The sequence below is a fragment of the Amycolatopsis sp. WAC 01375 genome (assembly GCF_003947325.1).
Classification (GTDB): domain Bacteria; phylum Actinomycetota; class Actinomycetes; order Mycobacteriales; family Pseudonocardiaceae; genus Amycolatopsis.
The window spans coordinates 125,980-138,573 of the sequence record NZ_QHHW01000038.1 but is presented as its reverse complement, the minus strand read 5'-3'; the positions used below and the strand labels follow the sequence as shown (position 1 = coordinate 138,573).

Annotated in this window: 11 protein-coding genes; all 11 read right to left on the bottom strand. The window is 68.8% G+C overall.

Annotation, left to right across the window (positions count from 1 at the left end; all coding sequences use genetic code 11):
- Nucleotides 1-365 precede the first annotated feature (365 nt).
- The gene (locus tag DL991_RS27725) at nucleotides 366-1,616 is read right to left on the bottom strand and encodes an ATP-grasp domain-containing protein (RefSeq protein WP_125787275.1); all 1,251 of its coding nucleotides are present in this window, start codon (nucleotides 1,614-1,616) and stop codon (nucleotides 366-368) included.
- Entirely contained in the window at nucleotides 1,606-2,904 is a 1,299-nt protein-coding gene (locus DL991_RS27720; protein ID WP_125787274.1) for a cation:proton antiporter, read from the bottom strand. The genes DL991_RS27725 and DL991_RS27720 overlap by 11 nt, the downstream gene beginning before the upstream one ends.
- Nucleotides 2,897-4,690 carry an ABC transporter substrate-binding protein gene (locus tag DL991_RS27715; RefSeq protein ID WP_125787273.1) on the bottom strand — a complete coding sequence of 598 codons (1,794 nt, stop codon included), beginning with the start codon at nucleotides 4,688-4,690 and terminating at the stop codon, nucleotides 2,897-2,899. Before DL991_RS27715 ends, DL991_RS27720 begins: the two co-directional genes overlap by 8 nt.
- A gap of 5 nt (nucleotides 4,691-4,695) precedes the next feature.
- Nucleotides 4,696-5,040 (bottom strand): hypothetical protein, encoded by a 345-nt coding sequence (locus tag DL991_RS27710; protein ID WP_125787272.1) that lies wholly within the window; start codon nucleotides 5,038-5,040, stop codon nucleotides 4,696-4,698.
- Nucleotides 5,041-5,173: 133 nt separating this feature from the next.
- Entirely contained in the window at nucleotides 5,174-5,980 is an 807-nt protein-coding gene (gene ddaH / locus DL991_RS27705; RefSeq protein WP_199754094.1) for a dimethylargininase, read from the bottom strand.
- Nucleotides 5,977-7,227 (bottom strand): ATP-grasp domain-containing protein, encoded by a 1,251-nt coding sequence (locus DL991_RS27700; protein WP_125787271.1) that lies wholly within the window; start codon nucleotides 7,225-7,227, stop codon nucleotides 5,977-5,979. The genes ddaH and DL991_RS27700 overlap by 4 nt, the downstream gene beginning before the upstream one ends.
- Complete coding sequence (locus DL991_RS27695; protein WP_125787270.1) at nucleotides 7,124-8,770, bottom strand: class I tRNA ligase family protein; 1,647 nt, start codon at nucleotides 8,768-8,770, stop codon at nucleotides 7,124-7,126. Before DL991_RS27695 ends, DL991_RS27700 begins: the two co-directional genes overlap by 104 nt.
- Nucleotides 8,771-9,139, bottom strand: a complete 369-nt coding sequence (locus DL991_RS27690) for a cupin domain-containing protein (RefSeq protein ID WP_199746713.1) — start codon at nucleotides 9,137-9,139, stop codon at nucleotides 8,771-8,773. It lies immediately after the preceding gene.
- A gap of 2 nt (nucleotides 9,140-9,141) precedes the next feature.
- Entirely contained in the window at nucleotides 9,142-10,464 is a 1,323-nt protein-coding gene (locus tag DL991_RS27685; protein WP_125787269.1) for a lysine N(6)-hydroxylase/L-ornithine N(5)-oxygenase family protein, read from the bottom strand.
- A gap of 16 nt (nucleotides 10,465-10,480) precedes the next feature.
- Nucleotides 10,481-10,750 (bottom strand): acyl carrier protein, encoded by a 270-nt coding sequence (locus tag DL991_RS27680; protein WP_233599028.1) that lies wholly within the window; start codon nucleotides 10,748-10,750, stop codon nucleotides 10,481-10,483.
- Entirely contained in the window at nucleotides 10,734-12,587 is a 1,854-nt protein-coding gene (locus tag DL991_RS27675) for an HAD family hydrolase (protein WP_125787268.1), read from the bottom strand. Before DL991_RS27675 ends, DL991_RS27680 begins: the two co-directional genes overlap by 17 nt.
- Nucleotides 12,588-12,594 lie beyond the last annotated feature (7 nt).

Below are 12,594 nucleotides of genomic sequence, written 5' to 3'. Positions count from 1 at the left end.
GCACCGACCGCGGCAACCACCGATGAACCCGCACCACCACAACCCCGCCCTCCATCACACGGTGTTGCAACAACCCCATGACCCCGAGACTCCTTGAGGGACCCAGAGTCCCTCAAGGAGGCCTTCATTTGTGTACCTACGCCTGACCTGCGGGTTGGTGGGCGGGTCGTGAGGTGATGCCACCACCAGGTCGATGGACGTCGCGGTGTCTGGACACCGATCTCGCGTGATTGAAGGCGGAACTCGCGTGATTAGCCTTCACGGACTTGAGTGCTCGAGTCAGCACGAAAACCGCCGGACCAGCGCCTTTGATTTCCTGGCATCGACCCCACCACTAGCCTCCCCGCGAACACGACACGTTCGACTTAGCCACGACGTGCGGTGGTGATGCGCAGTGAGGCCTGGGCGGCGTCGAGCGTCCGGGCGCATTCACCGATCGAGTCGGCGACCGCGGTGACGTAGGCGACGCGACCCCAAACGGTGCCTTTGGGCGGCGGGGAAACCACGGCGCCGGGCGCGGCGATGGTGACCGCGTGGTCCACTGTGGACGGAAGCGTCGTCGGGTCGAAATGGATCGAGGCGATGGTGGTGTCGTCGCGGTCGACGTAGCAGAAGCGGATACCCGCCACCCGCCGCCGGGTGGGACGCACGTCGAGATCGTGACCGCAGGCCGCCGCGGCGGCGAGGGCGCCGGGGTCGATGCCGGTCGCCAGCTTGCCGAGACACGGGATCAGGTCGCCGCCGAGCCTGCCGTTCACCTCGATGAGTTTCGGGCCCGTCCCGGTCAGCATGTACTCGGTGTGCGTCCACCCGTCCCGGAAGCCCAGCGCGGTGTGGGTGTCCTGCAGGAGCGCGGTGAACGTGGAGTCGGCGAGCAGCGGATCGTCCGCGTCCACGTAATGGCCGATCTCTTCGGCGTAGGGCGGGAAGCCGACCACCTTGCGGGCCAGGAAGAGCGGTGTCACCTTCCCGTCCTGGACGACCGAGTCGACGCTGATCTCCTCGCCGGTCACGCACTGTTCGACCAGGACCGGGTGATCACTGGCGTAGACGACCGGGTCGGGTGCCTTGGTGTCGCGGGTGAAGGCGAACATCTCGCGCAGCCGCTCGGGGTCGTCGACCCGGACGACACCGAGGCTGGCGCCGAGACCACGGGGTTTGAGGATGGCCGGGTATCCCACCTGCTCCGCCGCGGCCAGTGCCTGGGGGAGGGTGCGGACCTTGACCGAGCGGGGCTGTGGCACGCCGGCCTTGGCCAGCGCGGCGCGGGTCTGCGCCTTGTCCCGCAGCCGCCAGATCATCGCCGGGTCGCCGCACCGCAACCCGAGTGCCTCCGCGACATGGGCGGTGGCGTGGATACGCCCTTCGTCCCAGCAGAGCACGCCGTCGATCGGCTCGGCTTCGTTCAGCCGGAGGGCCTCGCGGGCCATCGCGGGACCGTCGATGGTGCTGGGCAGCACGGACCAGCCGGTGATGTACTCCCGTTCCCATTGCGGTTCGGCGGTGTGGAACAGGTGGACCCGGTACCGGGCGCTGATCGACCGCAGCAGGTACTCCCGGAACACCTGCCAGCCGGTCGCGATCAGCAGCAGCCGCGGTCGCGTTTCACTGGACATGGAACCTCTTCTCCCGTACGCGTTCCTCGTCCGTGACGGCGATACGCCGCACCGCGTAGCGCAGTGTCGGCGGCGCCATCAGCGACGTCACGATCGCCACCAGCACGATGATCGTGTAGGTGGCGGTGCTCAGTACGCCGAGCCGCAGCCCGACGATCGCGACGATCACCTGGATCACGCCGCGCGCGTTGAGACCGCTGCCGAGCGCCAGTCCCTCCCAGTGACTCAGCCTTCCCACCCTGGCACCGAGATAGGCACCGGTGAACTTGCCGACGACCGCGACGACCAGCACCAGCACTGCCGAGCCGAGCACCGCGGGATCGCGAAGCGCGGTGAGGTCCATCCGCAGTCCGGCGGTGGCGAAGTAGATCGGGGTGAGCACCGCCAGCACGATCGTGCGCAACGGCGCCAGCCGCGCGATATCGATGTGCCGGGACGAGCCGATGAGGAGTCCGCACAGCAGCGTGCCCAGTACCGGTTCCATGCCCAGCGCGTGGGTGCCCGCGGCGGCCAGCAGGAGCAGGACCACGACCGTGGCGATGCCGGGGCCGGCCTCGGAGGAACGGGCAGCCAGTCGCAACGACGCGTTGACCAGCGGACGTCCGACGACGACCGTGAGCACCAAGACCACCAGCAGACCGCCGACCGACAGCGCCACCTGGCCGACGACCAGCCCGGTGACGGCCAGCGCGGACACCACCGAAAGCAACAGCCAGCCGATGATGTCGTCCACGGCCGCGGCGCTCACGATCAGCTGGCCGATGTCGCGGTGCAGCAGCCGCATCTCCAGCAGGGTCTTCGCGATCACCGGGATCGCGCTCACGCCCATCGCGACACCCATGAACAACGCGAACACCGCGCGGTCGATCCCTGCCGGGACCAGTGAATCCGGCAGCGCGAAGCCGAGCCCGATGCCGAGGCCCAACGGCACCAGCAGGCCGCCCGCGCTGGTCCAGGCCGCGGGTTTGCCCTTGCGTCGCACCAGCTTCAGATCCATGTGCAGACCGGTGATCCCGACAAGCAGCAGTACGCCGAGCTGCCCCACGGCGTCGAGCAGGTTGAGCTGCGCGGCCTCGCGCGGCAACAACCAAGCCGAGAGGCCGGGTGCCAGATGGCTCAGCACCGACGGTCCGATGAGGACACCGGCGGTCAGTTCACCGACCACCGCCGGCATCTTGAGCCGGAGCGCGAGCCGTCCGAGCGCGAGCGCGAGCCCGAGCAGCAGTCCCAGCTGGAGCAGGAACAGCAGCATGGAGTGCGCGCCGATGGGGGCGACGGGGCTAGGCATCGACGTAGTACCAGTTCTCCGGGCTGATCATGCCGAACGGGTTGACCGGCTCGAAGCCGCGCAGGTTGTCGGCGACCTCGAACAACCGGATCGGGAAGTTGGGGTTGAAGACGACCGGCACCTGCTCGGCGATGTAGTCCTGGTACTCGTACAGGATTTCCGGGTCGTCGGTGGTGACCGTGCGCTCGATCAGCTCGTCGGCCATCGGGTCGTGGTAGTGGCCGAAGTTGCCGCCCGCGTCCGTCCTGAACAGGACCTCGCCGGTCGGGTGGTGATAGACCCAGCCGCCGTTCCAGCAGCACATCTCCCACTGGCAAGGGGTTTCGTCGGTCGGGTAACAGGGCGCGTCCTCGGCGACCAGTATCGAACCGTAGACCTCCTGCAGCCGCAGTTCGATCCCCGCCGCGGCGGCGTCGTGCCGGTATTGCGTCATCAGCCTGGTCAGCGCCGGTCGCCCTTCGACGTAACGCAGCAGGAAGCTCAGCTTGGTGCCGCGCGGGATCCCGTCGCCCGCCCGCTCCGGATCGACGCACACCGCCGGCGTGACGCTGGTGTCCCAGCCGTGCTCGGACAGCAGTTCCCTGGCCCGGTCGGGATCGAACGGCAGTGGCCACGCCCCGCCGCGCTGCGGCGGTGACACCAGATCGGTGACCGGGAGCATGGGCATCGGGCCGTTCTGCCGGTAGGCGTAGCCCTGGTAGATGTCCCGGACCGCGGAGTCCTGGTCGAGGGTGCACTGCAGTGCCTGCCGGAGGTAGGTCTGGGCGAACATCTTGCCGACCACGGTGGGATTGTTGAAGTTCAGGCTGGTGTACCGGATGCAGTACGCCACCTGCGGCACCATCGTGTAGCGCCCGGCCAGCGGGTTCACCCCGCCCTTGGCCGGATCGTCGGTGTGACCGGTGGCGAAGCTGAGCGGCAGGTAGCCGACCTGGACCGCGTCCTCGCCGTCCGGCCCGTTCTCCAGCCGTCGGTACTCCTCCTCGTCGGAGGAGAACGGGATCTGCCGGAACTCGTCGAGACGCGGTTTGTTCGGGCCGGAGTAGTGCTCGTTGGGCACGAACGTCACCACACCGTCCAGGGTGTAGCTCTTCAACCGCCATGCTCCGCTCACGACACTCCAAACAGGACTTTCGGCCCAGCGGGTGCGGTGTTCGTTGCGCTCGTCGATGATGTCGCCCTGTTCGGCCATCAGGTAGTCGTAGACCGCCTCGACGTCGGCGAGATCGCCGGAGGCGTTGGCCGGGCCCTCCGCGGTGCGGTCCCATGCCTTCGGCAGCGGAATGATCAGGCTGAGCTGGTTCATCAGCACCCAGCGCCGGGAGTAGACCTTGTCGAAGGTGAAGTAGCAGGTGTCCTCGGACAACTTGCCATACTCGGTGCAGTTGTCGGGGAAGTAGCCGGGGGTGTACTCGCCGTACCGGTCGCCCTTGACCTTGAGCAGGTTCACCCAGAACAACACGTTGTCGGCGCACAGAGTCTCGCCATTGGACCATTTCCACGGCTTGATCTTGACCGTGACGGTCAGCCCGTCCTCGCTCCACACGGGCGGCTCGCCGATACTCGTGGCGTAGTCGACCTCGGGTGTGCCGTCGCTGCCGAAGAAGTACAGGGTGCGGTACATCAGGGCCTGGAACTCCAGGACGTTGCGCATGCCCATGCGTTCCGCCGGGGTGAACGGGAAGATCACCGCCGGCGGGAAGCCCGGCGCGCAGGCCCAGGTGACCGTGCCGCCGCGGCGCGCCTTCTCGCCTCGAGTCGCGGGTTTCGAGGTGGTCCGGGTCATCGCCATCACCGGATCTCTTGGAGGCGGGAGACCCCGACGGACTGGTGCGGGCCGTAGCGCTGCCACACCTCGTCGAGCTGGATCCGGCCGTCGTCGAGGATCCGCGGGACGCTGGTGCAGTGACCGGAGATCACCTCGCCGCTCTCCAGGACCATGCAGTACGCGAAGTCGAGTTTGCCGTCGGGGCCACAGGTTCCGGTCAGCGAGCCGCGCCGGGCTCTGCCGCCGGTGAACTCACCCCAGATCAGGTCGCCGTTCTGCCGGTAGACCGCGACCCGGTCACCGCCGGTGTCGTCGCCGGTGTCGTCGACGGCGACCGGACGGAACCGCCGGCCTTCGTAGTTGATCATGGTCACTCCTTTGTGGAGGGCTGCACGGTTCCCTCGTGAGTGGCAAAGAGGGTTAGTGAGGCGTGAGGCGAAGGTGGCGTGGTCGGTGCAGGTGGTCGTGAGTGGCGTTTCGGGTTCTAACCCGAAACGCCACTCACGACCCGCGGAGCTCCAGCGCGCAGCATTTCGCCGCGCCACCGGCCTTCAGCAGTTCGGACAGGTCGACGCTGATCGGCTCGAAACCTGCCGCCCGCAGGCTCTCGGCGAGGTGAACGGCCGCCTGGGGGAGCAGCACATGCTTGCCGTCGGAGACGGCGTTGAGACCGAAGACCTCGGCGTCGGCCCGGTCCGCCCGGATCGCGGTCGGGTACAGCTCGCGAAGCAGGGCCTGGCTGTCCGGCGAGAACGCGCCGGGGTAGTACATGATCTCTTCGTGGTCGAGTACCGCCAACGCCGTGTCCAGGTGGTAGAAGTACGGGTCGACCAGGCGCAAGGTGACCACCTGCACGCCGAAATGGTCGGCGGCCTCGGCGTGCGCGCGCTCGTCGGTGCGAAAGCCCGTGCCTGCCAGGATCCGGGTGCCGGTGGGCAGCATGTCGCCTTCGCCCTCGTTGACGAACCGGGCGCGCCGGACCGGGTAGCCGTGCTCGGCGAACCAGGCTTGATAGGCGGGCGCCTCGCCGAACCGTTGCGGATGCCGGTACCGGGCGGCCAGCACCTGGCCGCCGAGCACGGTGGCCGCGTTCGCGGCGAACACCATGTCGGGCAGGCCGGGCCGCGGCGGTACCACGTCGACCTGATGGCCGAGCGCGACCAGCCGGGCACGCAGCCGGTCCCACTGCATGATCGCCAGTGGCGTGTCGGTCGGCTTGTCCGGCTCCATCCACGGGTTGATGGAGTAGCTGACCTCGAAATGGTCGGGCGGGCACATCAGGAACCGCCGGGGGCTGGCCACTCTCATCGGTCACGCTCCAAGGTGACGGTGATCTTGTTCGCCAGTTCGGTCATCAGCTCGTAAGCGTCCTCTTTGGACGTACCGGTGGTGCCGAGGAAGCCGAAGATGGTGTTGCCGTCGGGCGGCCGGAGGATGACGTCGCCGGGGCGGGCGGTGATCTGCAGCAGGAAGACCCGGTCCGATTCGCTGACCTCCGGCGGCACCTCGATGTGCTCGACCACACCGCTCTCGCAGATCAGGCACATCGCCGTGATGTGTGTCCCGGTCGGCCAGTAGTGGCGGACGGGCGGCTTGACCCCCCGGCCGACGTCGACCACGGCACGGATCGGATCGTGGTCCGCGGTGAGCCGGGCGATGGTGTCCAGCCCGCCGCCGCCGACCCTGGCCGCGATCTCCAGCAGATGCGGTTTGCCGTCGTGGTAACGCACTTCGGCGTGCATCGCGCTGCGCCGCAGTCCTTGCGCGCGGGCGGCCGCCTTGACCACGTGGTGCACCCGGGCCAGTTCTTCGGCGGGCAGGGAGGTCGGCGCGTGGTGCACGTCGTCGTCGAAACTACGGCCCTCCGCGGTGATCCGGTCGACCACCGAACCGAGGTAGAGCTCGTCGTCCCAGGCGAGCGCCTCCATCAGGTACTCCGGTCCATCCAAAAAGGACTCGACGAGCAGCCCGATCGGACCGAGGTCGACGTCGTCGGCCTCGGCGTTGATCCAGAACATGTTCCGAAGTCCTTCGCTGGCCGTGGTGAAGTCACGGGCGAGCTCCTCCGGACCGTCCACTCGGTACACCAGGTGACTGCCGGCACCCAGGGTGGGTTTGAGGATGACCGGGTAACCGAATTCGGCGGCCGCCGCGAGCGCGTCGTCCAGTTCGGTGACGAACCGGAAGGCGGGAATGGGCACCCCCGCCCGTTCGTACGCCTGGCGCATCAGCAGTTTGTTGCGGCTGTTGCGGGCACCGTCGACGCCGATGCCTGGCAAGCCGAGGGCTTCCGCCACCGAGGCGACCGCGATCACCGCCGCCTCGGAGAAGGTGATCACCCCATCGAAATGCTCGGTCGCATGCCATTCCTCGGCGCAGGCGATCATCTCGTCGATCTTCTTCGAGCCGACCAGCCGGTAGTGGTCGGACGGCCAGAAGTCGGCCGTCCCCTCACCGTTCATCACGTACAGGTCGACGCCGAACGCCTGCACCTGCCGATAGCGGGAGTGGTAGTAGGTCAGGTACTGACGGGTCTCGATGGTCAGCAGCTTCATGGCTCGCCTCCTCGGGCAGCCGGGGGAGTCGGAACACGGGAACGGATGCGGGTGGTTCGGCGGTGAGGGACAGGTCGACCCCGTCCTCGCCCGCCGTCTCGGCCGCGTCGATCAGGATCGGGGCGGCCCCCGCGAGCAACGTGCGGGTCTCGAGCACCAGATCACCCGGGGTGATCGCCGAGCCGTCGTCGAGGCCGCGCAGCCGGTCAAGCTGGGTGAGCACCGTCTCGGCGGCCCGGTTCATGCTGTAGCCGGGCAACTCGTAGCAGCCGCGGAACCGCGCCAGCATGGCCGCGGCTCGTCGCCGTCCGGCGGGGGACACCGGGAGCGTGCCGGAGAGCCCGTGCAGCGCCGACGACATCGCCTCCGCCAACGCGTTCCACGGCGCGCTGAGCCGCCGGTACCCGGTGTCACGCAACCCTTCCCGGCTGAAGTCGGTGCGCGCCTGCTCCGGTGCGGTGTGCGCCAGATGGAACCGGACCAGGTCGCGCGGGACCTCGGCGAGCAGCTCGGCCGCCCGGATCAGATGACCGCGGCTGGTGGAGAACTTCTCCCCGGCCATGTTGTAGAACTCGTTGCAGACGTTGGCCGACGGTGTGACGTACCGGTCGCCGTGGGCCAGCAGGAACACGAGATCCATCAGGCCCCAGTGGTAGACGTTGTCGTAACCGTGGAAGTAGACGACGTCGGCGTCGTGTTCGGCGCGCCAGTGCTCGTCCACCGGCACCGTGGTGTCGCCCGCCGACCACCAGGTGCTGTACATGACCGCGGGCATCGCCTCGATCCACGGGTACAGCATCTGGCCGGGTGTCTCCGGGAACGGCGCGGGAATGCCCCACCCGGCCGGGATCGTCACGGGAATCTCCGGCAGCGGCCCGGCCAGCAGCTCACCGATCAGCTGCGTCGCGTGCGGACGCCACCGTCCCGCCTGCGCGGCGTAGTAGGCGGTGAGCCGTTCCCGATACTCCTCCATCGGCAGCACCAGGATCTCCGTGTCCCGGTAGGACACCGGGTCGTCCGGGTCCATTGTGGAGCGTGGATCGAGCAGCTCGTCGTAGTTGTTCGGGTGCCCGCAGGCCTCGCAGACCCCGCCGCTGCTGACGGCCAGGCAGACCGGGCAGGTGCCGGTGACCAGTCCGTCGAACAGGTACGTGCCGGACCGCGTCGCGACCGGCAGCCGCACCGTACGTTTCCGGAACCGGCCGGCCTCGTACAGGGCGGTGACGAATTCGAGCACCGTGCGCCTGTACACGTCGTCGATCGGCGGGAGACCGGCCATCGAGATGCCCATCGCGGAAAGCGAACGCCCGATCGCCGCGGTGGAGCCGTCGCACAGCGCCCGCGGGGTGGTGCCCGATCGCCGGGCGGTGGACACCACGTAGCTCTGGCTGTCGTCGGTGCAGGTCGTGTAGATCACCGAGGCGCCGGTGGCCCGCAGGTACCGGGCGTACACGTCGCCCGCCAGGTAGGGCCCGGCCAGATGTCCGATGTGCAGGTCGCCGTTGGGCGTCGGGGTCGCGGCGACCACGATGGTCGTGGACATCTACACGCCGGCCTCGTCGCGGGTGGCGAACCGCCCGGCCATGTCCCTGTCCCACCAGACCGCGTACATCCGGAACTCCTCGGTGCCGGTGTTCACCACCTGGTGCCGCGACCCCGGGGGGAAGTGCACGATGTCGCCTGCGGCGAATGGCACCCGGCGTCCGTCGCAGACGATCTCCGCGGCCCCGGTCATGGCCACCCAGATCTCGTACTCGTGGTGGCTGTGCGCGCCGGACTCCGCGCCCGGCGCCACCACACACCAGGAGCCCTCGAACGGTGCGTTCAGCTCCGGCCACGGCAGCAGCCGGGTGGCGGCCAGCCCGTTGTCCGGCTTGAGGTTCGCGGGATCGAGCCTTCGGATCTCCATCATGGTCACTGCGCTCCTTGGGTGGCGGCGAGCAGGCGGGCGGCGGCTTCGGTGATGGCGGGCAACGGCGGCGTCCGGCGTTCGGCGAGCAGGTCGGTGACGATCTCCGCCGCCCGCGCGGCCAGCACACTGAGCAGAGAGTCGGCGATGCCGTGGGTGGCCTCGTTCACCCCCTGCAGGTGACAGGTCCCGCTGAACGACGGGGGCAGGCTCATCCGGTAGCTGCGGTTGACGGTGATCTCGTCGATCCCGACGGCGGAGGCCATGTCGTCGACGATCCGTGGCATCCGCTTGGTGAAACCGGTACCGAGCAGCACCACGTCACAGCGGAGCGTGGAGCGATGGCCGGATTTGCGGTCGACGAGAGTGAGCACGATCTCGCGGCCGTCCATCTCGGCCTCGGCCACGTCGACCATCGGGATCATCTCGATGCGTTCGGTCCCGGTGAGCCGTTCGATGTACATCTGCCGGTACAGGGTGTCGAGCATGTCGGTGGTGAGACCGGCGTAGTTGGTCCGGTGCATCTCGCGCAGCAGCTGCGCCCTGGCCTCCGGCCGCGCCGAGTGGAACTCGTCCACAAACGACGGGTAGAACAACTCGTTCGTGAACTTGCTCGTCTCGTAGGCGTTGAGGCCGATCGAGCGCATCACCATCGTGCACTGTGTCCCGGGGAACGTCTGGTGTGCCGTCCAGAGCATCTCGGCCGCGCTCTGCGCCCCGCCGACGACCACGATCCGGCGTGTCTGCTCGGGGTCGATCTCGCCGATCCGCGCCGCGAACTCGGTGCTGTGGATCATCAGCTCGCGCGGGATGGCCGCGAACGTCTCCGGGATGTACGGGTCCCGCCCGGCCGCGACCACCAGGTGACGGCACACCACGGCACTGCCGTCGGCCATCTGGACCAGCCACTCGCCGGTCCCGTCCGCGATACCGAACGGCCGGACCGAAACGCAGCGCCGTCCGTAGTCGATCCGCACGTTCGGCAGGGATCTCGCGACCCAGCCCAGATAGCCGGAGATCTCCATCCGGTACGGCGTGAAGCTGCCGAGGTTGATGAACTGGTCCAAGCGGCCGACGGAATGCAGGTAGTTGACGAAACTGAAGGGGCTCCGCGGGTTGCGCTGGGTCACCAGGTCCTTGAGGAAGGAGACCTGGCTCTGCGTCCACGGGATCAACATGCCGCGCTGCCAGACCACGTCGTCCTGCTGTTCGACGATGAGCGTTTCCTTGGCGAGCTCGGACTTCGCGAGCTCCTCGACCGCGACGGCGAGCGCGAGGCCCGACGGGCCCGCTCCGATCGCCAGCAACTCTACTTCTTGAAATCGCACCGCAAATCCTCCCCGGCTATTCGCGCCGACCGGCGCCCGTGTTGGTCGTCGCGGCGACCGCGACGAGATCGATCAGGGCCGTCACCGTGTGCGCGGCGTGGTAGCTGCGCAGATCGAGCGTTACCGACAGCCTGCTTTCCAGCTGGGAAAGGACTTCCAGCGACGAGAGGCTGTCCCAGCCGTGGGTGGCGAGCACGGGGCGGGCCCGCAGGTCGCCGTCCGGTTTGTTCAGCACTTCGCTCAGCGTGTTCAGCACGACGGACGCCGTGTCATCCATGTCGGTCATCACTCGTCTCCGGGTAGGCGATCCAGGTGGGCAGGCAACTCGGCGCGGTGGCGGGCACCACGGTGTACAGGCCGTCCTCGTCGGACGGGGTGAAACCGGCCTTCTCCCAGAAGCCGTCCGCCACCTTGTTGCGTCCGGTCGGCACGTAGCGGCCGGCCAGTGCGGTGGCCCCGGCGTCGCGGGCCCGCCGCACGATCCAATCCGTGATCGCGAACTCGATGCCCCGGCCGAACACCCGGCAGCTCAGCACCAGGTTCAGTACCCGCCAGACCCGTCCTCGGCACTCGATCCACGCGGCGCCGACGATCCCCTCGTCGCCGAACCGGTCCGAGACGGCGAACGAGGCGACGAGCCGGTCCGGATCGGCGCACATCGCGGTGGTGGCGGCTTCGTCGAACCGGTGCCCGGTCAGGTTGAACTGGTTGGTACGGGCGGAAAGCTGGGCGACCCGGCCCACCTCGAAGGTGGTGGCCGGACGCGCTGTCACCCGCGTCCGCAACGCGTGCAGGTAGTCCTCCGAGGAGGCGAACCCGGTGGAGAAGTCGGTGCGCAGCGCGCGTGAGCGGTACAGCGCCGGACGCTTCAGGTCGGTGCCGGTGAGTTCCGGAACGTCGAACCAGCCGGGCCGCAGCAGCGCGCGGACCAGGTGGGCCGGGTCGCCGTCGGCCGCCACCAGCGCGACGTCGGGCAGCTCGGCGGCCACGTGCCCGCGTTCGAACGGGGAGTCGTCCATGAAGACGAACGCGTTCCCGGCCAGGTTGAGCGTCTCGGCGGCTTGCCGCAGGTTCTCCGCCTTCGCCGACCAGTTCACCGCGCGGACCGCGAAGTCCTGAGGGCGCAGCAGCATTTCCGGATGACCGATCAGCACCTCATCGACCGCGCCGGCGTCGTTCTTGCTGGCCAGTACGAGGACGACCCCCTGCTCACGCAGCCGGCGCACGGCCCGCTGCAGGTCCTGATAGCAGTTCCCCGGGTACAACCCGCCGAGTTGCAGCCCGGCCTCGCCCGCTTCGCCGAGCACACCACCCCACAGCGTGTTGTCGAGATCGACCGCGAGCACCTTGCGGGACAGGCCCGACCTGGCCGCGACCACCCTGGCGACCTGCCGCGCCAGCGCGAGCAGCGCGCCGTCGGTGTACGGCAGGTCCGCGTACCGGTGCAGTCGCTCGTCCCTCGCCGCGACCGCGAGGTCGGCGAGTTCACCGGCCAGGTCCACCACCGTGATCCGCCCGTCGTCCTCCGCCAGTCCTAGAAGGTCCGCGTTGAGCCGGTGCCAGGCCCGGCCGATCGCGGCCCGTGCCCGCCAGCTGATCACCGAATCCCGCAGTTCGGCGGGCATCGGCACGGTGTGCAGCACGAACGCGCCCGGTGTGCGCCGCAGGCAGGCGAGGATCAGTCCTCGCAGTTCGGCGAACCGGGCCGTCAGGTGTTCGGTCAGGCCCGCCGTGTCGACGGCGCTCCAGTCACGGGGCACGAAGTACCGCTCGTCCAGCAGACAGGTGACGACGTCGGGGGAGCCGTCGATCTCGCCCGCGGCCAGTGACAGCTCGAATGTGCCGTAATCACCGAGGAGAAGGGTGGGCCGGGTGCCGGTGGTGACCAGCGCGGCGCGGAGCAGATGTTCGAACGGGCCGATCGTGCAGGTGGCCAGCACGGCCACCCGGACCGGTCGCAGGTCCGGCCCGGCGGGCGGGAGATCGGCGAGGATGCGACCCGCCCGGCGGACCGTCGCCGGATCCTCGACCTCCCCGAGCCGCTGTCGCACGCCCGGCGACGGCGTCGAGTGGGTGGCGATCGCGGCGCGCAGGCTGCCGAGCAATTCCGTGAAATCCTTCATCGACCCC

Excerpts from the sequence above, each read along its gene's own strand:
- DL991_RS27725 (WP_125787275.1), bottom strand. The coding sequence starts at position 1,616 with ATGTCCAGTGAAACGCGACCGCGGCTGCTGCTGATCGCGACCGGCTGG.
- DL991_RS27720 (WP_125787274.1), bottom strand. The coding sequence starts at position 2,904 with ATGCCTAGCCCCGTCGCCCCCATCGGCGCGCACTCCATGCTGCTGTTC.
- DL991_RS27715 (WP_125787273.1), bottom strand. The coding sequence starts at position 4,690 with ATGACCCGGACCACCTCGAAACCCGCGACTCGAGGCGAGAAGGCGCGC.
- DL991_RS27710 (WP_125787272.1), bottom strand. The coding sequence starts at position 5,040 with ATGATCAACTACGAAGGCCGGCGGTTCCGTCCGGTCGCCGTCGACGAC.
- ddaH (WP_199754094.1), bottom strand. The coding sequence starts at position 5,980 with ATGAGAGTGGCCAGCCCCCGGCGGTTCCTGATGTGCCCGCCCGACCAT.
- DL991_RS27700 (WP_125787271.1), bottom strand. The coding sequence starts at position 7,227 with ATGAAGCTGCTGACCATCGAGACCCGTCAGTACCTGACCTACTACCAC.
- DL991_RS27695 (WP_125787270.1), bottom strand. The coding sequence starts at position 8,770 with ATGTCCACGACCATCGTGGTCGCCGCGACCCCGACGCCCAACGGCGAC.
- DL991_RS27690 (WP_199746713.1), bottom strand. The coding sequence starts at position 9,139 with ATGATGGAGATCCGAAGGCTCGATCCCGCGAACCTCAAGCCGGACAAC.
- DL991_RS27680 (WP_233599028.1), bottom strand. The coding sequence starts at position 10,750 with ATGACCGACATGGATGACACGGCGTCCGTCGTGCTGAACACGCTGAGC.
- DL991_RS27675 (WP_125787268.1), bottom strand. The coding sequence starts at position 12,587 with ATGAAGGATTTCACGGAATTGCTCGGCAGCCTGCGCGCCGCGATCGCC.